Origin of the sequence: Nonomuraea sp. NPDC001636, assembly GCF_040298265.1 — a bacterium.
In the GTDB taxonomy this organism is placed as follows: domain Bacteria; phylum Actinomycetota; class Actinomycetes; order Streptosporangiales; family Streptosporangiaceae; genus Nonomuraea.
The window spans coordinates 297024-316718 of the sequence record NZ_JBEOZT010000007.1; the positions used below are offsets into that span (position 1 = coordinate 297024).

20 protein-coding genes are annotated in these 19695 nt (G+C 72.1%); 10 read left to right on the forward strand and 10 right to left on the reverse strand.

Translation table 11 applies throughout. From position 1 onward, the window contains the following. Positions 1-12 precede the first annotated feature (12 nt). The 8 genes from ABT158_RS17165 to ABT158_RS17200 form a co-directional block, all read right to left on the reverse strand. Positions 13-612 (reverse strand): TetR/AcrR family transcriptional regulator, encoded by a 600-nt coding sequence (locus ABT158_RS17165; RefSeq protein WP_352330623.1) that lies wholly within the window; start codon positions 610-612, stop codon positions 13-15. 87 nt (positions 613-699) lie between these two features. Next, complete coding sequence (locus ABT158_RS17170; protein WP_352354213.1) at positions 700-1641, reverse strand: urease accessory protein UreD; 942 nt, start codon at positions 1639-1641, stop codon at positions 700-702. After that, on the reverse strand, positions 1623-2306 hold the full coding sequence (gene ureG / locus ABT158_RS17175) for an urease accessory protein UreG (protein ID WP_352354215.1): 684 nt from the start codon (positions 2304-2306) through the stop codon (positions 1623-1625). The genes ABT158_RS17170 and ureG overlap by 19 nt, the downstream gene beginning before the upstream one ends. Positions 2307-2359: 53 nt before the next feature. Then, a complete protein-coding gene (locus ABT158_RS17180; RefSeq protein ID WP_352354217.1) occupies positions 2360-3031 on the reverse strand; it encodes an urease accessory protein UreF in 672 nt (223 codons plus the stop codon). Then, positions 3028-4752, reverse strand: a complete 1725-nt coding sequence (gene ureC, locus ABT158_RS17185) for an urease subunit alpha (protein ID WP_352354219.1) — start codon at positions 4750-4752, stop codon at positions 3028-3030. The genes ABT158_RS17180 and ureC overlap by 4 nt, the downstream gene beginning before the upstream one ends. 4 nt (positions 4753-4756) lie before the next feature. After that, positions 4757-5311 (reverse strand): urease subunit beta, encoded by a 555-nt coding sequence (locus ABT158_RS51290; protein ID WP_502911537.1) that lies wholly within the window; start codon positions 5309-5311, stop codon positions 4757-4759. Positions 5312-5342: 31 nt separating this feature from the next. Next, positions 5343-5648, reverse strand: a complete 306-nt coding sequence (locus ABT158_RS17195; RefSeq protein WP_352330244.1) for an urease subunit gamma — start codon at positions 5646-5648, stop codon at positions 5343-5345. Positions 5649-5657: 9 nt separating this feature from the next. Then, the gene (locus ABT158_RS17200) at positions 5658-6590 is read right to left on the reverse strand and encodes an urea transporter (RefSeq protein ID WP_352354221.1); all 933 of its coding nucleotides are present in this window, start codon (positions 6588-6590) and stop codon (positions 5658-5660) included. A 225-nt stretch (positions 6591-6815) separates the two neighbouring features. Between ABT158_RS17200 and ABT158_RS17205 the strand changes: the two genes are divergently transcribed. The 4 genes from ABT158_RS17205 to ABT158_RS17220 are packed head-to-tail and all read left to right on the forward strand — an operon-like array spanning position 6816 to position 10831. Further along, entirely contained in the window at positions 6816-8033 is a 1218-nt protein-coding gene (locus tag ABT158_RS17205; RefSeq protein ID WP_352354223.1) for an ammonium transporter, read from the forward strand. Further along, positions 8033-8425 (forward strand): fluoride efflux transporter FluC, encoded by a 393-nt coding sequence (locus ABT158_RS17210; RefSeq protein ID WP_352354225.1) that lies wholly within the window; start codon positions 8033-8035, stop codon positions 8423-8425. The genes ABT158_RS17205 and ABT158_RS17210 overlap by 1 nt, the downstream gene beginning before the upstream one ends. Beyond that, entirely contained in the window at positions 8422-8799 is a 378-nt protein-coding gene (gene crcB / locus ABT158_RS17215) for a fluoride efflux transporter CrcB (RefSeq protein ID WP_352354227.1), read from the forward strand. Before ABT158_RS17210 ends, crcB begins: the two co-directional genes overlap by 4 nt. A gap of 22 nt (positions 8800-8821) precedes the next feature. Further along, positions 8822-10831, forward strand: coding sequence for an APC family permease (locus ABT158_RS17220; protein WP_352354229.1), 2010 nt, complete (start codon positions 8822-8824; stop codon positions 10829-10831). Here ABT158_RS17220 and ABT158_RS17225 read toward each other — a convergent pair. Further along, complete coding sequence (locus ABT158_RS17225; RefSeq protein ID WP_352354231.1) at positions 10815-11465, reverse strand: biliverdin-producing heme oxygenase; 651 nt, start codon at positions 11463-11465, stop codon at positions 10815-10817. The genes ABT158_RS17220 and ABT158_RS17225 overlap by 17 nt on opposite strands. 255 nt (positions 11466-11720) lie before the next feature. Between ABT158_RS17225 and ABT158_RS17230 the strand changes: the two genes are divergently transcribed. From ABT158_RS17230 to ABT158_RS17255, 6 genes are read left to right on the forward strand one after another with little or no spacing between them, the layout of a single operon-like run. After that, positions 11721-12557, forward strand: coding sequence for an STAS domain-containing protein (locus tag ABT158_RS17230; protein WP_352354233.1), 837 nt, complete (start codon positions 11721-11723; stop codon positions 12555-12557). After that, positions 12557-12922: an STAS domain-containing protein gene (locus ABT158_RS17235; protein ID WP_221762408.1), complete on the forward strand. Its 366-nt coding sequence runs from the start codon at positions 12557-12559 to the stop codon at positions 12920-12922. Before ABT158_RS17230 ends, ABT158_RS17235 begins: the two co-directional genes overlap by 1 nt. An 8-nt stretch (positions 12923-12930) precedes the next feature. After that, entirely contained in the window at positions 12931-13314 is a 384-nt protein-coding gene (locus tag ABT158_RS17240) for an anti-sigma regulatory factor (protein ID WP_352354272.1), read from the forward strand. Further along, positions 13302-14303 (forward strand): ATP-binding protein, encoded by a 1002-nt coding sequence (locus ABT158_RS17245; RefSeq protein ID WP_352354235.1) that lies wholly within the window; start codon positions 13302-13304, stop codon positions 14301-14303. Before ABT158_RS17240 ends, ABT158_RS17245 begins: the two co-directional genes overlap by 13 nt. Continuing rightward, entirely contained in the window at positions 14290-15972 is a 1683-nt protein-coding gene (locus tag ABT158_RS17250; RefSeq protein WP_352354237.1) for an ATP-binding response regulator, read from the forward strand. Before ABT158_RS17245 ends, ABT158_RS17250 begins: the two co-directional genes overlap by 14 nt. Beyond that, the gene (locus ABT158_RS17255) at positions 15965-17554 is read left to right on the forward strand and encodes a SpoIIE family protein phosphatase (protein WP_352354239.1); all 1590 of its coding nucleotides are present in this window, start codon (positions 15965-15967) and stop codon (positions 17552-17554) included. The genes ABT158_RS17250 and ABT158_RS17255 overlap by 8 nt, the downstream gene beginning before the upstream one ends. A gap of 17 nt (positions 17555-17571) precedes the next feature. Here ABT158_RS17255 and ABT158_RS17260 read toward each other — a convergent pair whose 3' ends face one another. Continuing rightward, a complete protein-coding gene (locus ABT158_RS17260) occupies positions 17572-18933 on the reverse strand; it encodes a phenylacetate--CoA ligase family protein (RefSeq protein WP_352354241.1) in 1362 nt (453 codons plus the stop codon). Between the last annotated feature and the right edge of the window lie 762 nt (positions 18934-19695).

Here is a 19695-nt window from a genome sequence, read left to right on the forward strand (position 1 = left end):
GGCGTTCGGCCCCTACGGGCGGGCGCCGAGAGCCCGCAGCACGAAACCGGACACGGCCTGCTCGGCCGTCTCGACCGTGACCTCGCCGCTGATCAGCGGCACCCGCTCGGCCCCGATGACGGCCAGCACCATCCGCGCCGTCGCGCCCACCTCGGGCACCTGGAAGTCGCCCGCCCGCACGCCGTCGTCGAGGATCTCCACCAGCACCCGCTGCATGGGCGCGACGTGCTCGGCGAGCTGCTGGTAGGCGTCGGGCCCGAGCGCCGCGCCGAGGTCGGCCGCGCCCGGGTGGGGGTGGGCGAGCAGCCCCGCGAGCTGCAGCCGGACGAAGGCCCGCAACCGGTCGGCGGGCGAGGCGTGCTCGGGCAGCTCCCGCTCGTAGCTCTCGATGAAGTAGCTGGTGACGCGCTCGGTGAAGGCCAGCAGCAGCGCGGCCTTGTCGGGGAAGTAGTTGTACAGGACCGTGCGGGTGATGCCGGCCTCGTGGGCCACGTCCGTCAGGGAGATGGCGTCGATGCCCTGGGCCCTGGACAGCCGCGAGACGGCCTGCAGGATGCGGTCGCGCGTCTGGGCGCGATGCTCGCCGATCGTGGCGGCCGAGATGCGGGGCATAGGCCCATGGTAGGCCGGATCGCCGCCGGCGCACCCGTGACCGCCGCCGGGAGCCCCGCAACCGGCGCGCGCCGGCGCGCGCCGGGCTCAGGGTTTGCGCCGGTCCGGGGCCGGGTGGCCGGTGACGGCGCGCCGGGCGAGGTCCCACAGGCGTTCCAGGGCGGCCAGGACGGGCGGCGACTCCGGCCCGAGCAGCCTGGCCCAGGCGCCCGCCCCGTTCGGCAGCGTACTGGCCCCGCCGGGCAGCCCGCTGCCCGCCGCCACCTCGTGCAGCGCCCCGGCCAGCTCGGCGGCGGGCACGGCGGAGGTGATCACGTACAGGGTGGACAGCACGCCGTGCTCGCCGAACATCGCCGGGCCGGTGACCGGGGCGCGCTCGGGCACGAGCCTGAGCGGGTCGGCGAACAGCAGCCCGCCGCCGGCGTCGCGGACGTCCAGGTCGTTGCAGTACGCGGTGTAGGCGTGCCGCTCGCCGCGGGCCAGCCGCCCGGCCAGCACGGTCTCCCCGAGGATCACCGTGGCCCCGGGCCCGGCGCTCACCAGGGTGCGCTGGTAGAACCGGGACCCGGCGAAGGGGATCACCGGGTCCGGCAGGTACTCCAGGTAGCCGTCCGGCCCGGCGGTGAGCGTGACGAGCTGGGTGGCGTAGTCCTGTTCCATCCGGTAGAGCTTGCTGGCCGCCTGCGTGGTGACGTGCACGGACGCGCCCGCGCCGCAGGTGACGTCGAGCCGGTGGCGGTCGCCCTGGAGCACGCCGCCGCCGGTGGACATCACCATCACGTACGGCAGGTCGGGCCGGGCCGGGTCGTAGTAGTGCGGCCGCATGATCTGCAGCGGCGCCTTCTGGAAGTGGCCGGTCAGCTCGGTGCGCCCGCCCCGCCGCTCGAACGCCAGCTCCAGCACGCCGACCTTGCCGGGGCTGCCGACCGGCAGGGTGTCGGGCACGCCGGCGTGCCGGGCCACGTCCGCCGGGACCGAGTCGATCGTGTAGTGGCCGGCGGCCAGCCGGTCTACCGGGCCGGCGAGCACGCCGGCGCCCCGCTGAGGACGAAGTCGGCCACCTCGGCCACGCCGGTGCCCCGCAGGGCGTCGGTGAGGACGACCGGCCGCCCGTCGCGGACCCGGTCGGCGTCGCGCGCCATGACCTCCAGGTCGGCCCGCACGTACGGCGCGATGTCGATCTTGTTGATGACCAGCAGGTCCGAGTCGGTGATGCCGGGGCCCCGCTTGCGCGGCATCTTGTCCCCCTCGCCGGTGTCCAGGACGAAGACGTAGACGTCGGCCAGGACGGGGCTGAAGGTGAGGGTCAGGTTGTCGCCGCCGCTCTCGAACAGCAGCGTGTCGATGTCGGGGAAGCGCTCCAGCAGCTCGGCCCCGGCGGCCAGGTTCATCGTCGGGTCGTCGCGCACGGCGGTGTGCGGGCAGGAGCCGGTCTCGACGCCCACGACCCGCTCGGGGTCCAGCACGCCGTCCAGGGTGCGCCGGACGTGCTGAGCGTCCTCCTGGGTGTAGATGTCGTTGGTGACGACGGCCACGCTGCGTCCCCGGTCGAGCAGCACGGGCACCAGCGCCTCGATGAGGGCCGTCTTGCCGGAGCCGACCGGGCCGCCGACGCCGATCTTGAAGACGCGGTCCATGGCGGTGCCCGCGGGCACGTTCACGGCGGGGTGCGGGTGCGGGTGGTGGTGATGCATCGGGACGCTTCCCTTCTCAGGTGGTGGACAGCCGGGCCTCGGCCGTTCCCTTCTCAGGTGGTGAACAGCCGGGCCTCGGCCCGTTCGTGGGCGGCGCTCATCGTGTCCGCGAGCGGCGTGGCGGCGTGCAGGTCCAGCGGGCCGCGGGCGGCCAGGGCGTGCCCGGCGGCCCGCCCGATCGCGCCGGCCGCGCCGTGCAGGGTGGCCTGGGCCTGGCGGAAGTCCAGCAGGCGCAGCCGTACGGCGGCGCTCACCCAGCTCGCGGCGAACGCGTACAGGTCGCCGGTCACCGCGTCGGCCTCCCGGACGCCGAGCCCGGCGTAGGCCGTGCCCAGCACGACGGCGTGGTTGCCCGGCGTGACCCTGGCCTCGACCAGCTCCGACAGGCGGGCCAGCGCCGGCGTCGCGAAGACCAGGGCGGCCGTGCGCAGGACCTGGTTGCCGGTCCTGGTGGCGGCGGCCCGGATCTCCCGGCCGAGCTTGACGGCGTGCAGCCGCCGGTCCACCTCGGTCACCGCGTCCCAGTCGCCGGCCGTCACCGCCCGGTGGGTCAGGACCAGGGCGGTGGCGTCGCCCGGCCCCGCCGCGTGCAGCAGCAGGTCCTCCAGCAGCGCGGCGACGTCCACCGGGCCGGCCTGCGCGTACGCCTCCAGCCCGTGCGAGAGCGTGTAGAGGCCGCCAGGGAACGCCGAGTCGGTGAGCTGGAGCTGGGCGAGCAGGCTCATGCCAGGAAGAACAGGTGGTTCAGCGGCAGCTCCCTGGCCGGCGCGATGGTCGCGTGCTCGCCGTCCACCGTGACCTTGTACGTCTCGGGGTCCACGGTGATCCTGGGCAGCGCGTTGTTGCGGATCATGTGCCGCTTGTCCACCGTCCTGGTGTGGCGCACCTTGGCGATCAGCCGTTGCAGGCCGAGCCGCTCCGGCACCCCGGCGGCGATGGCGGCGTCCGGCAGGAACGTCAGGTTGCTCTTGCGCTGCGCCATCCCCATGGCGCCGAACATCGGCCGGTAGTAGACCGGCTGCGGCGTGGGCAGCGAGGCGTTCGGGTCGCCCATCTGCGACCAGTTGATCAGGCCGCCCTTGACCACCAGCGCCGGCTTGGCCGCGAACGACGTGAACGGCCACAGCACGACGTCGGCCAGCTTGCCGTCCTCCAGCGAGCCGACGTGCTCGGCGATGCCGGTCGTCCGGGCCGGGTTGATGGTCAGCTTGGCCAGGTAGCGCAGCACCCGCGCGTTGTCGTTGCGCTCGGAGTCCTCCGGCAGCCGGCCGCGCTGGTCCTTGCAGTGGTGGGCGGTCTGGAAGGCGCGGGTGAAGGTCTCCCCGATCCGGCCCATCGCCTGGGAGTCGGAGGAGAACATGCTGATCACGCCCATGTCCTGCAGCACGGTCTCGGCCGCGATGGTCTCCACCCGCACCCGGCTGTCGGCGAAGGAGACGTCCTCGGGGATGTCGTGGTTGAGGTGGTGGCAGACCATCACCATGTCCAGCAGCTCGTCGGCCGAGTTGATGGTGTACGGCAGCGTCGGGTTCGTCGAGGACGGCAGCGCGTTCGGCTCGCCGGCGATGCGGATCATGTCCGGCGCGTGACCGCCGCCCGCGCCCTCGGTGTGGAAGGTGTGGATCGCCCGGCCGTCGATGGCGCTGATCGTGTCCTCCAGGTAGCCGGCCTCGTTGAGGCTGTCGGCGTGCAGCGCCACCTGGACGTCGTACTCGTCGGCGATGCGCAGCGCGCAGTCCACCACCGCCGGGGTGGAGCCCCAGTCCTCGTGCACCTTCAGCGCGCACGCCCCGGCCTCGATCTGCTCGGCCAGCGCGGCCGGCAGGCTGGCGTTGCCCTTGGCCATGATGCCGATGTTCACCGGCAGCGCCTCGACGGCCTGCAACATGCGGCCGATGTTCCACGGGCCGGGCGTGCAGGTGGTGCCGCGGGTGCCGTCGGTGGGGCCGGTGCCGCCGCCGATCAGCGTCGTGATGCCGTTGGTGAGCGCGGCCTCGGCCTGCTGCGGCGCGATCAGGTGCACGTGCGGGTCGATCGCCCCCGGCGTGGCGATCATGTTCTCGCCGGCCAGCACCTCCGTCCCGGCGCCGATCACCAGCCGGCGGTCCACGCCGTTCTGGGTGTGCGGGTTGCCCGCCTTGCCGATCCCGACGATCCGCCCGTCCTTGATGCCGATGTCGCCCTTGACGACGCCGAGCACCGGGTCCAGCACGACCGCGTTGGTGATCACCAGGTCGAGCGCGATCGTGGCGTTCTGGGAGCCGGGGTCGGCCGCCATGCCGTCGCGGGCGGTCTTGCCGCCGCCGTAGACGGCCTCGTCGCCGTAGAAGCCGGCCGTGTGGTCCTTCTCGATCTCGATCACCAGGTTGGTGTCGGCCAGCCGGACCCGGTCGCCCACGGTCGGGCCGAACATGGCGACGTACTGCTTGCGGTTCATGGTGCTCATCGGCTCAGGCCTTCTTCTTCCTGGCGGCCGGCTTCTTGGCGGCCGGTTCCTTGGGGGCGGCCTTCTTGGCGGCGGGTTCCTTGGGGGCGGCCTTCTTGGCGGCGGGTTCCTTGGGGGTGGCCTTCCTGGCGGGCGCCTTGCGCGCCGGCGGCTCCTCGTCCGGCGCGCGGACCGTGGCCCCCGGCTCCGGCTGGTCGGCGTACCCCAGCTCGGCCAGGCGGCGCAGGGCGCGGGTGCGGCTGTCCCTGGCCCGCAGGCCGCCGTCCACCAGGCCGGCGAAGCCGACGACGCGCATGCCGCCGGCGAACTCGACCAGGGTGACCTGGTGGGTGTCGCCCGGCTCGATGCGTACGGCGGTGCCGGCCGGGATGTCGAGATGCATGCCGTACGCCTTCTCGCGGTCGAAGCTGAGCGCCCGGTTCGCCTCGAAGAAGTGGAAGTGCGAGCCGACCTGGATGGCCCGGTCGCCGGTGTTGCGCACGGTCAGGGTGACCGTGGCGCGACCGGCGTTGATCTCGATCGGCTCGTCCCCGTACATGATCCGGTCCGTGTCCGTCATGGCGAACCGCTCCTTTCTGGTCGCGGCGGTGTCAGCCGCCGATGGGGTCGTGGCAGGAAACGAGCTTGGAGCCGTCCTTGAACGACGCCTCGACCTGCATCAGCTTGAGCATTTCGCGCACCCCGGGCATGACGTCCCCGGCGCCGAGCACCTGCTTGCCGAGCTCCATGCACTCGGCCACCGTCCTGCCGTCCCGGGCGGCCTCCAGGACCGCGACGCTGATCAGCGCCACCGCCTCGCTGTAGTTCAGCTTCACGCCGCGCTCGCGGCGCTTGGCGGCCAGGTCGGCGACGACGTAGATCAGCAGCTTGTCGATCTCGCGCGGTGCGAGGTTCATGAGCTCTCCTTAGGTGGAAGCGCGCCGGACGCCGGAGAACGCCGGGACCGCCGCCAGGAAGATCCAGGTGACCAGGACGAACGGCCAGGTCAGGGTGTGCCCGCCGACCGGCGCGAACAGGTGGCCGACGAACGCCGTCAGCACGGTTGCCGACACCACGCCGGCCAGGGCGTACAGCAGGCCGAGGACGGTCGGCACGACGAACGTGCAGCACAGGGCGATGCCGGTGAGCACCGCGTTGTAGCCGTACAGGCCGGCGCCGATGTCGGCCGCGGGCGCGCCGAGCAGCACGGCCACCAGGATCCCGACGGCGCTGGCGGCCAGCGCGGCCCCCGCCACCCGCCACCCGGCGAACGCCAGGCCGATCAGGAAGATCAGGCCGACGTACCACTTGCCCTGGAAGAACACCTGGCCGACGCCGTTCAGCAGCCCCTGCCACAGGTCGGCGAACGTCACCGCGGTCCCCGGGGACGTCGCCGACGGCGGCGCCGCCAGGACGTGCCGGCGCCAGACCCGCTCGTAGGCCGGGCCGCCGACCACCATGATCGTGGCCACCACGCAGAACGGCGCCGTGAGCCCCGGCAGGTCGTGCGGCCCGAGCAGCGTCTTGAGCGCCGACGTCAGGACGCTGCCCATGATCGCGCCGACGACGACCAGCAGCAGCGTGATCCACCGGGCCTGGAAGTACAGCACCAGCGCGACGCCGATCAGCGTGCCGTTGAACCCTTCGAGCCCCGCGACCACGCTCTCCCTGGCCGCGCCGAGGAACCAGGCGGTGAGCGTGCCCACGGCCGCGCCGACCAGGCCGAACAGCGCGAAGCGCCATCCGGCGGCGAGCAGCGCGACGACGAAGCAGATCGCGGTCCCCAGGTTGTTCTGCAGGTCCACCTGGCTGACGCCGCGGAGCGTGGCGAGCGGCAGGTCGGGCATCTCGGCGCGCATGTCCGCCTGCCTCTCTCGCCGGAACCGGGGTTGACGAGCGGCAACATTCCCCCGCGGGCGACGGGCCACGCGGCGGCGGCAGTTGGATGGACATTCTTTGCGAAAGCCGTCGAGGACTAAGAGCGCCTCAACAATGCACATGCCCGGCAAAGGCCCTTCACCAGGGAGTTTTGCCTCCGGTTCGCCCGATCATCTCTGTCTGGGGACAGGAAGGGAGGTCGGGCGATGCCGCCAGGGCTCAACACCGGCGATTCGGCCTGGGTGCTCGTGAGCGCCGCCATGGTGCTGCTCATGACGCCCGGACTGGCCTTCTTCTACGGCGGCATGGTCCGCGCCCAGAACGTGCTCAGCATGCTCTTCATGAGCTTCGTCTCGATCGCCCTGGTCACGATCCTGTGGTTCGGCTACGGCTACGGGCTGGTCTTCGGCCCCGACGTGGGCGGCGCCGGCGTGATCGGCTTCGGCGACCTGCGCTTCGCCGACATCACGCCCACGATGCTGCACGGCCGCGTCCCCACCTACGCCTTCGCGCTGTTCCAGCTCACCTTCGCCATCATCACGGTGGCCCTGATCAGCGGCTCGGTCGCCGGCCGGACCCGGCTCGGGCCGTGGATCGTGTTCTCCGTCGTCTGGGTGACGCTGGTGTACTTCCCGATCGCGCACTGGGTGTTCGACCGGCAGGGCTGGATCAGCCGGTGGGGCGTGCTCGACTTCGCCGGCGGCCTGGTCGTCGAGCTGAACTCCGGCATGGCCGGCCTGGCCCTGGCCCTCGCGCTCGGCCCCGGCGTGCGCTTCCGCAGGAAGGAGCCGCCGCGGCCGAGCAACGTCCCGTTCGTCATGCTCGGCCTGGGCCTGCTGTGGTTCGGCTGGTTCGGCTTCAACGCGGGCTCGGCCATGGCCGACGGCGGCATCGCGGTCAACGCCTTCCTGACCACCATGATCGCCGGGGCCGCCGGGATGCTGACCTGGCTCGTCCTGGAGTGGCTGCGGTACCGGCACTTCACCCGGCTCGGCTCGGCCACCGGCGCGCTGGCCGGGCTGGTGGCCATCACGCCCGCCTGCGCCTTCGTCAACGCCGAGGGCGCCCTGGTCATCGGCATCGTGGCCGCCGTCGTGGTGTCGTACGCGGTCACCTGGAAGCTCGTCCTCGGCTACGACGACACCCTCGACGTCGTCGGAGTGCACGGCGCGGGCGGCATCGTCGGCACGGCGCTCATCGGCCTGCTCGCGACCGGCGTCAGCGCCACCAGGACCAAGGGCCTGCTGTACGGCGGCTCGATCGAGGTGCTGCTCAAGCAGCTCGCCGCGATCGTCGTCGTCGGCCTCTACTCCTTCGTGGTCACCTACCTCATCGGCCGCGTCGTGGACCGGCTGTGCCGGATGCGCGAGACCGAGGCCGAACAGCTCGCCGGCACCGACGCGCAGCTCGGGACGGAGGACTGATGGCCGCCACCCGCCATCCGGCCCGCGCGCTCGTCCTGGTCGGGGTGGGCGGCGGCGTCGGCGCGGTCGCCCGTCACCTGCTCACCCAGACGCTGATGGGCGCCGACCACCCGCTGCCGTGGCCCACGCTGGTGGTCAACGTCCTCGGCTGCCTGCTGATGGGCCTGCTCACCGGTGAGCTGACCCGCCACCCGCTGCACCGCATGCCGGTCAAGGCGCTGCTCGGCACCGGCTTCCTGGGCGGCTTCACCACCTTCTCGCACCTGGTGGACGGCGTTCGCGAGCTCACCGTCGGCGGCGCGGCCGGCTGGGCGCTGCTCTACCTGGTGCTCAGCGTCGTCCTGGGCCTGCTGGCCGTCTGGGCGGGCCTGCGGCTGGGCGGCCGCGGATGATCCTCGTGCTGGTCGTCTTCGTCGGCGGCCTGATCGGCGCGCCGGCCCGCTACCTCGTGGACGCCGGGGTCACCAGGGCGGCCGGCAAGGCGATGCCCTGGGGCACGCTGGCCGTCAACGTCATCGGCTCGGCCGTGCTCGGCGTCCTGATGGGCGTCGCCTCCCACGGCGCCCTGCCGCCGGCGGTGTTGTCGCTGGTCGGCACCGGGTTCTGCGGCGCGCTCACCACGTTCAGCACCTTCAGCGCCGACACCTGGAAGTTGCTGGCCGCCGGGTCCACCGGCCGGGCGCTGGCCAACATCGCCATGAACCTGGTGCTCGGCCTGGCCGTCGTCAGCCTCGGCTACCTGCTCGGCAGGGCGATCGCCGGCTGACCGGAAGGAGGCGGGAACGCCCATGACCACCGCCTCCCCCTGGGAGCGGGCCAAGCGGGCCCTGGTCGGCCGGCCGCTGCGCACCAAGCACCTGGAACGCCAGCTCCTGCCCAAGCGGCTGGCGCTGCCGGTCTTCTGCAGCGACCCGATCTCGTCGGTGGCGTACGCGACCGAGCAGATCATCATGGCCCTCACCCTGGGCGGCCTCGCCCTGCTGCACGTGACCGGCTGGATCGCCCTGGCCATCGTGGCCATGCTGATCATCATCATCGTGTCCTACCGGCAGACCTGCTACGCCTACCCCGGCGGCGGCGGCGCGTACGTCGTCAGCCGGGAGAACCTGGGCGTCAACGCCAGCCTGGTCGCCGCCAGCGCGCTGCTGGTCGACTATGTCCTGACCGTCGCCGTCTCCGTCGCCGCCGGGGTGGACGCCATCACCTCCTACGCGCCCGGCCTCAACCGCTGGTCGGCGCCGCTGAGCGTGGCCTGCGTCGCGCTGCTCACCCTGGTCAACCTGCGCGGCACCCGCGAGTCCGGCCGCGGGTTCGCGGTGCCCACCTACGCCTTCATCGCCGCGGTCTACCTGATGTTCCTGGTCGCCGCCTGGCGGCTGCTGACCGGCGAACGTCCCCGGGCGGTCAGCGCCGGCTTCACCATCGAGCCGCTCTACCAGCCCGTCGGCTTCATCGCCGTCTTCCTGGTGCTGCGCGCGTTCGCCTCCGGCTGCACGGCGCTGACCGGGGTGGAGGCGGTCAGCAACGGCGTGCCCGCCTTCCGCCGGCCCAAGAGCAGGAACGCGGCGAACACCCTGGCGATCATGGGCGTGCTGTCGGTCACCATGTTCTCCGGCATCACCGTGCTGGCCCTGCTCACCCACGTCCGGATGACCGACCCCGACCACCCGGGCCGGCTCGCCGGGATGCCCGCCGGGTACGTCGAGCCCACCGCCCTGGCCCAGATCGGCGACGCCGTACTCGGCCGCGGCGTCCTGTACGCCTTCCTCCAGGCCAGCACCGCGGCGATCCTGATCATGGCGGCCAACACCGCCTACAACGGCTTCCCCATGCTGGCCTCGATCCTGTCCGCCGACTCCTACCTGTCCAGCCAGCTGCACAAGCGCGGCGACCGGCTGGTCTTCAGCAACGGCATCCTGCTGCTCGCGACGGCCGCGGCGGTGCTGCTCGTCGTCTTCGACGCCAACAGCTCCCGGCTCATCCAGCTCTACATCATCGGCGTGTTCATCTCCTTCACGCTGAGCCAGGCCGGCATGGTGCGGCACTGGCAGCGGACCGGCCCGCGCACGCCCGGCGTGCGGCGGCGGCAGGCCGTCAACGCGACCGGCGCGACGGTGACCGCCGCCGTCCTGGTGATCGTGCTGGTGACCAAGTTCGCGAACGGCGCCTGGCTGGTCTGCCTGGCCATCCCGGGGCTGTTCGCGCTCATGAAGGGCATCAAGCGGCACTACGACCAGGTACGGGCGGCCACCACGCCGGACACGCCCGTCGAGCTGCCGGGCGGCGCCCACGCCATGGTGCTGGTCTCCCGGCTGGGCACCCCCGCGCTCCAGGCGGTCGCCTACGCCGCGGCCACCCGCCCGGCCGGCCTGGAGGCCGTGCACGTGTGCACCGACGAGGAGGCCACCCGCGAGCTGCGCGAGGGTTGGGAGCACTACGCGCCCTCCTCCGTGCCGCTGAGGATGATCGAGGCGCCCTACCGGACCGCCGTGGGCCCGATCCTGCGGCACGTACGCGACTGGCTGGCCCTGCACCCCGACCAGATCGTGACCGTCTACATCGTCGACTACGTCACCAGCCGCTGGTGGGAGCCGGCCCTGCACAACCGGCTGACCGCCCGGCTGCGGGACCGGCTGCTGCTGCTCCCCAGGGTGATGGTCACCCTGGTGCCCTACCGGCTGGCCCCGGGCGAGGGACGCGCCGAGCGTCCGCCGCGGCTGCCCACGCGCCTGGCCGTCCTGGCCCAGGCGCCGGACGGCGGCGACGACCCGGCGGAGCCGGCTACGCCGCGGCCCTGACGACGTGCATGAGCTCGGCCAGGACCTCGGTGTTGAGCTGGTAGGCCAGCCGCACCTCGCCGATGATGCGCTGCCGCTCGCGCTCGTCGAGCTCCGCGCCGAGGGCGTCGAGCCGGGCCCGGTACTCGGTCTTGAACCGCGGCAGGCTGCCGACCTCGTCGAAGATGTAGAAGTCGACGCCGCCGCCGGCCCGGTAGCCGAAGATCTTCTGCAGTTCCATACGGATGAACTGGCCGCCCGACAGGTCGCCGAGGTAACGCGTGTAGTGGTGGGCGACGTAGCCGCCGGGCCAGTCGGTCATCTGGTGGATGCGGGCCTGGAGGGTCCGGGTGGCCTTGGAGGGGGCGACGCGCTCGCGCCAGGCGGGGCCGTAGATGGTCGCCAGGTCGCGTTCCAGGGCGGGCTCGCGGTACAGCTCGGGGAAGACGAAGCGGCCGGCGACCGGGTGGGCGGCCAGCTCCTTGGAGACGCCGTCGAGCGCCAGGTAGGCGAAGTAGTGCTGGGCGACCATCTCGCCGTACTCGTGCTCGGTCAACCGGCCGCTCATCAGCTCGGCCAGGTAGCCCTCGGACTCGGCCGACTCGTGGTCGCCCCAGGTGGCGGCCCTCAAGGTCTCGGAGAACGACGTCGTCACAGCACTTCCCCAACTCGCGCGAATGTTTCTGACACAGTGTCACAACCCTCGGAGGCTCCGTCAAGGTGATGGCGACAGCATGTCAGCAAAACTCGCCTCCGCCGTTCACCTACCCAGGAAGGCGAGGCTCAAGGGGTCGGGCCCGGCGGAGCCGCCCGTCGCGCACAGTGGCGGGCGTCAAACGGTCCGCTACCTGGAAAAATCGCTCTAACATACGTTGACACCGTCACTCGCTAGCCAACCCAGGAGTGATCCTTGACCGTCCAAGCCGACGTCGCCCGGCGACGCATCGAAGAGCTGCTCCGTGAGCACGAGGAGCAGATCCTCACCCGTTGGGTGCAGCTCGCCAAGGCCCCGTCGGACGAGCTTCTCGACATCTACCGCGCCCTGCGGGCCTCGCTCGACCAGGGCAAGGGAGACCTCGTCGACGTCCGCGGGCTGCTCGCGGAGCTCTCCCGCACCCGCGCCCGCGCGGGCCACGCGCCGTCCGACACCGCCCGCGCCGTCTTCGGGCTCAAGGAGGCCCTGTACGAAGTCGTCGAGGCCGACGGCGAGCCCGAGGCCCTGCGCGGCTTCATCTGGTTCTCCCGGCTCATCGACGACCTCGGCCTGCTCACCTTCGAGACCTACGCCGACGCCCGCGAGAAGATCATCCTGGACCAGGCCGAGCAGCTGCTCGAACTGTCCACCCCGGTGGTCAAGCTCTGGGAGGGCATCGTCGCCGTGCCGCTGATCGGCACCCTCGACTCCGCCAGGACCCAGGTCGTGATGGAGAAGCTGCTGCAGACCCTGGTCGACACCGGCGCCGAGCACGCTGTGATCGACATCACCGGCGTGCCCGCCGTGGACACCCAGGTGGCCCAGCACCTCCTCAAGACCGTGGTGGCCGCCAGGCTGATGGGCGCCGAATGCGTCATCTCCGGCATCCGCCCGCAGATCGCGCACACCATCGTCACGCTCGGCATCGAGTTCGGCGACATCGTCACCAAGGCGTCGCTGGCCGACGCCCTCGCCCACGCCTTCAAGCGCAGCGGCGTGCAGGTGACCCAGTCGAATCACGCCCGCATCGCCGTCCGGGCGGAGGGCGCCTGATGGACCGGGTGCCCGTACTCAAGCTCGGCGACATCCTGATCGTCTCCATCCAGATCGACCTGGAGGACCAGAGCGTGCTGGCCCTCCAGGAGGACCTGGCCGAGCGGGTCGTCGCCACCGGGGCCAGAGGCGTGATCATCGACATCACCGCGGTCGAGATCGTCGACTCCTTCATCGGCCGCATGCTGGCCACCATCGCCACCATGTGCCGCATGCTGGACGCCCAGACCGTGGTCGTCGGCATGCGTCCCGCGGTGGCGATCACCCTGGTCGAGCTGGGCCTGTCGCTGGGCGGCGTGCGCACGGCACTGAACCTGGAGAAGGGAGTGGCGCTCCTCGACCACGTCAGGGGCGCCGCCACGTGACCGAGACGATGACGATCGCGGGCAGCGCGGACGTCGTGATGGTCCGGCAGATCGTGCGGACCCTCGCGATCGAGGCCGGGCTCTCCCTCGTGGACCAGACCAAGATCGTCACGGCGGCCAGCGAGCTGGCCCGCAACGCGCTCGTCTACGCCGGCGGCGGTGACGTGCGCATCGACCTCGTCGAGAACGGCAGGAAACGGGGCCTGAAGCTGGTCTTCAGCGACGACGGCCCCGGCATCCCCGACCTGGACAAGGCGCTCACCGACGGTTTCACCACCGGTGGCGGCATGGGCCTCGGCCTCGGCGGCTCCCGCCGGCTGGTCGACGAGTTCGACCTGATCTCCGCCCCCGGGAAGGGTACGACCGTGACGGTGACCAAGTGGGCGAGGTGAACCCGGCCTGGGTGCGCGCCGAGGACCCGAGTGCCGTCGGCGCCGTCCGGCGGCGGGCGGTCGAGCTGGCCGAGGCGGCCGGCTTCGACACCACCCGCACCGGGCAGACGGCCGTGGCCGTCAGCGAGGCCGTCTCCAACCTGGTCAAGCACGCCGTGGAGGGCGTCGTCCTGGTGCGGCCGCACCCCGAGGCCCCGGCCAGCGTGGAGCTCGTCGCGGTGGACAAGGGCCCCGGCATGGCCGACGTGGCCCGCGCCCTGCGCGACGGCTACTCCACCTCCGGCACGCTCGGCATCGGGATGGGGGCCATCGCCCGCATCGCCACCGGATACGACGTTCACTCGGTGCCCGGCATGGGCACTGTGCTCGTCATGCATTTCACCGCCGAGGGCACGCCCGGCCCTGCGCTGCGCGCCAGCGGCCTGACCCGGCCGATCGGCGACGAGATCAGCTGCGGTGACGGCTACGCCATCGCCGAGACCGGCGAGAGCACCACGGTGCTGCTGTGCGACGGCCTCGGCCACGGCCACATCGCCGCCATCGCCGCGCAGACCGCCGTCGAGCTGTTCGCGCAGGTCCAGGACCAGGAGCCGCTGTCGATCCTGGAACACCTGCACCGCGGGCTGAGCGGGACCCGCGGCGGCGCCGTCGCGGTCGCCCGGGTCGGCCGGGACACCGTCACCTACGCCGGGCTGGGCAACGTCTCCGGCTGGGTCGCCGACGCCGGCGGCCGGCAGGGCATGATCTCGCTGCCCGGCATCGCCGGCCACCAGGGACGCACGCTCCGCCAGTACGAGTACAAGATCCCCCCGTACGCCACCGTCGTGATGCACTCCGACGGCCTCACCGACCGATGGGACCCCGGGAACGTGCCGGGGCTGTTCGCGCGCACCCCCGCGGTCATCGCCGCGGGCCTGCTGCGCGAGGCGGGCAGCAGGCGTGACGACGCCTGCGTGGTGACGGTGAGGCCCGGCAATGGCGGCGACTGAGCTCATCAGGGTCAGGCTCGAAACCGACCAGGACGTCTTCGTCCTGCGCCGCCTCGGCCGGGCCGCGGCCGAGCTGGTCGGGCTGGAGTCGCAGGACCAGATCAGGGTCGCCACCGCCCTCAGCGAGGTGGGCAGGGAGGCCTTCGGCAAGGGCGCCGCCGCCGTGCTCACCCTCGGCCGCGACCTGCTCGCGATCACCATCCGCCACACCAGGCCGTCCGGTTTGGACCGCTCCGAAGGCGTGACGCTGGCCGGCCGGCTCGTCGACGACATCGCCCTCGGCGACGGCCACGTCACGATCACCAAGCGGCTGCGGCCGGGCGCGACCGCCGTCCCGCTGGCGGCCATCCGCGCCGACCTCGCCAAGCTGGCCCCGGTCAGCGCGCTGGAGGAGCTGCGCGAGCAGAACAGGGAGCTGGCCGAGACCCTGGAGGACGTGCTGCGGCTCAACTCCGAGCTGCAGGAGACCAACACCGGCGTGCTGGCCATGTACAACCAGCTGTCGGCCGAGCTGGAGGAGACCAACAGGGGAGTCGTCGCCCTGTACGCCGAGCTGGACGAGAAGTCCGCCCAGCTCCGCGAGACCATCGACGCGCGCAACCGGTTCTGGGCCACCGTCAGCCACGAGCTGCGCACCCCGCTGAACTCCGTCATCGGCCTGGTCCGGCTGCTGACCGGCCAGGGCGGCGAGCCGCTGACCGAGGAGCAGGCCCACCAGATCGGGCTGATCGGCGACTCGGCGCAGACGCTGCTCGAACTCGTCAGCGAGCTGCTCGACATGGCCAAGGCCGAGTCCGGCCGCCTCGACCCGCAGCCCACGCTGGTCAACCTGGCGCGGATGGCCGGGCAGCTGCACGTCACGATGCGGCCGACCAGCGAGCGCGCCGGCGTGACGCTGAGCCACGAGATCACGCCGGAGGCCACCGAGCTGTACGCCGACGAGAGCATGCTGCTCAGAATTCTGCGCAACTTGCTCTCGAACGCGCTCAAATTCACTCAAAGCGGGCAGGTAGTGCTGGCCGCGCATGCCGACGAAGCCAAGGGCGAGATCGTCATCACGGTCACGGACACCGGCATCGGCATCTCGGAGGAACACTTGACGCGCGTGTTCGAGGACTTCTACCAGGTTCCCGGCTCGCTCCAGGTCAGGGCCAAGGGCACCGGCCTCGGCCTGCCGTACGCGCGCAGGCTCACCGAGGCCCTGGGCGGCACGCTGGATCTCACCAGCACGCCGGGCGAGGGCACCACCGCCACCCTGCGGCTGCCGCACCAGAGCGGCACGCCCGAGGTCCAGCGCGTGCTGATCGCCGACGACGACGAGGTCTTCCGCGCCACCGCCCGCCGCATGCTCTACGGCTTCACCGTGCACGTGGACGAGGCCGCCGACGGCGCCGCCGCGCTCGACGTCATGGTCGCCTCCCCACCCGACGTCATTCTGGTCGACCTGCTCATGCCCCGCGTGGACGGCCACGTGCTGCTGCACCAGATGGCCGAGGACGAGCGGCTGAGCGACATCCCGGTCGTCATCGTGACCATCGCCCCGCAACACGCCCCCGGCAACCGGCCGGTACTGTCCAAGCACGGGCTGCGCAGGGAACAACTCCTGCAGGCCATCCGCAGCGCCCGCCAGGGCGAGAACGGCGGTGCTGGAGAGGACCAGGATGTCTGAGTCCGCACGCGTGCTGGTGGTGGACGACACCCCCACCAAGCGCTACATCCTGTCGAGCTGGCTACGACGGTCGGGCCACCAGGTGCTGGAGGCCAGAGGCGGCGAGGAGGCCCTCGGCCTGCTCGCCGCCAACCAGGTCGACCTGGTCGTCCTCGACGTCCGCCTGCCCGACATCAACGGCTACGAGGTCTGCGAGCTGATCAAGGCCAACCCGGCCACCGCCTCCATCCCCGTCATCCAGGTGTCGGCCAACGCGATCACCCCCGCCGACCGCACCGAGGGGCTGGAACGCGGCGCCGACGCCTACCTGAGCGAGCCCATCGAGCCCACCGAGTTCGCCGCGACCGTCGAGGCCATGCTGCGCTACTACCGGGCGCGCTGGCGGGCCGAACTGATGGCCGAGCGCCTGGCCAAGCTCGCCGAGGTGACGTTGCGGATGAACGAGGCCGAGACGTTCGACGAGCTGCTGACCGTGGCCGTCGAGGGCACCGCCGAGGTGCTCGGCCGCTACAGCGGCACGCTCGCCATGCTGCCCGACGGGCGGGTCCGGCGCTTCCGCGCCCGTCCCGGCGAGCCGGCCAGCGTCCAGCCCGCCGCCCCCGACGTGCTGGAACGCCTGTCCGAGCGGACGCTGAAGGACGCCACCAGGGCCCGGGTGTTCACCCTGGCCACCAGCGAATGGGAGAGCCTGCTGCCCGACGTGCGCGCCGAGGACTCCACCACCGGCGTGCTCTGCCGCACCAAGAACTCCCCGTCGCCGGTCTACCTCGGCGTCGAGGCCGTCTCGCCGCTCGACGCCGACGAGGTGAACCTGCTGCGCCAGCTCGGCCAGGAGCTGGCCCTGGCGCTGGGCGCGCTGCGCGCCTACACCGAGGAGCACGACATCGCGCTGACCCTGCAGCGCAGCCTGCTGCCCAGCCGCATCCCCGAGGTGCCGGGCCTGCAGGTCGCGCTGCGCTACCAGCCCGCCGTGGACAACGTCGAGGTCGGCGGCGACTTCTACGAGGTGCTGCAGGTCGACGGACGCGTGCTGGTCGCCGTCGGCGACGTGGAGGGCCACTCCCTGCACGCCGCGACCGTCATGGCCGAGGTGCGCCACGCCCTGCGCGCCTCGCTCATCGCCCAGGTCGACCTGAGCGCCTCCCTCGACCTGCTCAACCAGATGATGCGGCGCTACCACCGGGGCCTGACCGCCACCGTGTGCCTGATGCTCATCGACCCGGCCACCGGCGAGATCGAGCTGGCCAACGCCGGGCACATGCCGCCGCTGTTCGCCGGGCCCGGCAGCTCGTACCACACGCTGGGCAACCTGCTGCTCGGCGCGGTGCCCGAGCAGTACCAGGTGGACCGGCTCAAGCTGCCGCCCGGCGGCACGATGATGCTGTTCACCGACGGCCTGCTGGAGGACCGGCACATCCTGCTCGACGACAGCATGGAGAAGGCCAGGCAGCTCGCCGAGACCGTCGAGGACGACCTGGAGGAGTTCGCCGAGCGCATGCTGGCGGCGTTCGGGGCGCGCGAGGACGACGTGGCGCTCGTCGTCGTCCGCCGCACCCTCGACGCGGACTCCGCCGGCGCCTGACCGGGCGTACTCGGGCCTCAGCGGGTGTACCGGTGCTTGGCTCCGGGCGGGAAGTACTCGGGGTCCCCGGCCTCGCGCAACCGGATGAGCGGCAGCTGCTGCGCCACCGGCACATAGTTCGCGAACTCGCTGTTCAGCCGCAGGAGCTGGGTCAGGATCGAGGCGCCCACCGCCTGGGCGACCTCGTCGGCGGGCTTCTCGCCGGGCATCAGCTCCACCGTGACCGTCAGGTGCCGGTCGTGGTCGGCGTCCTCGGCCGCCTCCATCACGAACTTGCCCGTCACCCACCCGCTGACCTGCGGCTGCTCCAGCCCCACCGCGATGTTCTCCGGGTAGACGTTCGCGCCGTAGTACGACAGCGTGAAATGGCTGCGGCCGAACACGTAGACGAACGGATGCCGCGGACCGGCGACGTCCGGCCGGAAACCGTGCCGCTCGGCGAACTCCAGCATGCGCTCGTACGGGATCACCCCGCCCTCGTCGGCGATGTGGTACCGGATCAGCGGCACGCCGTTGTCGCCGGAGAACAGCAGCGTGCCCTCGTGCTCCTCGAAGAAGCGCACCCGCGGGTCGTACTGCACCAGCGTCGGCAGCCGGGACTCCCCGAACAGCTCCCTGGCCGTGTCCGGGCGGCCGGACAGGAACCGGCGCAGCTCGACCGAGAGCGGCGTCTCGTTGCCGAGCACCCCGGCGTCCGCGGTGCCGTACAGGGAGGCGATGCCGCGCACCGGGTCGGCGATCCCGGCCCGCTCGGCCACCAGCGTGCGCCACTCCTCGCTGAACACCTCGCCCGCCGTGACCAGCTTGACGTTCCAGTCGGCCCAGGGGAGCGGCTCGGTGTCGATGACGTTCTTCAGGAACGGCGGATAGCCCAGCAGGACCACCTGGTCGAAGTGCGGCGCCAGCTCCGGCAGCACCCGCGCGATCTCCCTGCGATCGGTGCCCGGCGCGACGACGGTGATCGGGTAGCCGCGTTCGGCCAGGTGACGACAGCACTCGATGGTGAACAGACCGCCCACCCAGGTGCCCAGGGCGAAACAGACCACGGCCAGCGTACGGCGTTCGCGGGCCCCGAAGGAGTCCCGGAAGACCTCCTCGAAGCGGGCGGCGATCACCCGCTCGTCCGCCACCGTACGCGGCCAGAACGACGGCGTCCCCGTCGAGCCCGAGGACACGGCGATCATGTCCCCGATCACGCCGTCCCGGCAGAGGTGGGGGAGCGGGTGCCGGCGGATGTAGGTGTCCTTGGACGTCATCGGCAACCGGCTGAAGCGCTCCATGCTGGTGACACTCGCCGGCTCGACACCGTGCTCGGCCAGGAACGAACGGTAGGCGGGCACGGTGGCCGCCACCTGATGGAAGAGCTCAAGGGGATCCATGGGGCACGCGCGGCCGACCGCCCGGAACCCTGCGCCCCGGACCAGCCCCCACGCCTCCTCCCTCCAAGATTCGACCGTCTCCAACCCCCATGGTGACACCACTCCCACCCCCGCCACCCCTCCCCGCGCATCCCCCCTCCCCGCGCGCCGCCTTCCCGCGCGCCGCCTTCACACGCCGCGCCATCCCTCCCCGCCTTCACGCGCCGCGCCACTCCTCCCCGCTTCCACGCGCCCCGCTCCACGCGCCCCACCTGCACGCGCCCCGCCCCCTCGTGCCCCACCTGCAAGCGCCCCACCTGCACGCACCCCATCGACGCTCAATGAAACGCCCGACTCATAGCGCACCAAAGGCCCCCTCCCCACCGCGACCTACCCGCGCCACCGCTGCTGCTCCTGTCCTGCTGCCGCTCCTGTCCCAGTCCCGCTGGTGTCCCGTGGACTGCCTGGCGTCCCGTGTGGACTGCCTGGTGTCTCGTGCGGAACCCCTGGCGCCCCGTAGACCTGCCCCACCCGCTGGCGTCCCCGACCCCGCTGGCGTCCCCGACCCCGCTGTGCCACTGGCCCGCAGCGTCTCTAACGCCTGCCGCCGCACCGCCTGCCGCCGCACTGCCTGCCGCCGCACTGCCTGCCGCCGCACTGCCTGCCGCCCCAACGTCTGTGGTCACCAGCGCCTGCCGTCTCCAGCGTCTGCGGTCCCCAGCGCCGGCCGTTTCCGTGCGCGCTTCCCGTGCCTGCCGACCTGGTCTCCGCCGTACTTCCCCT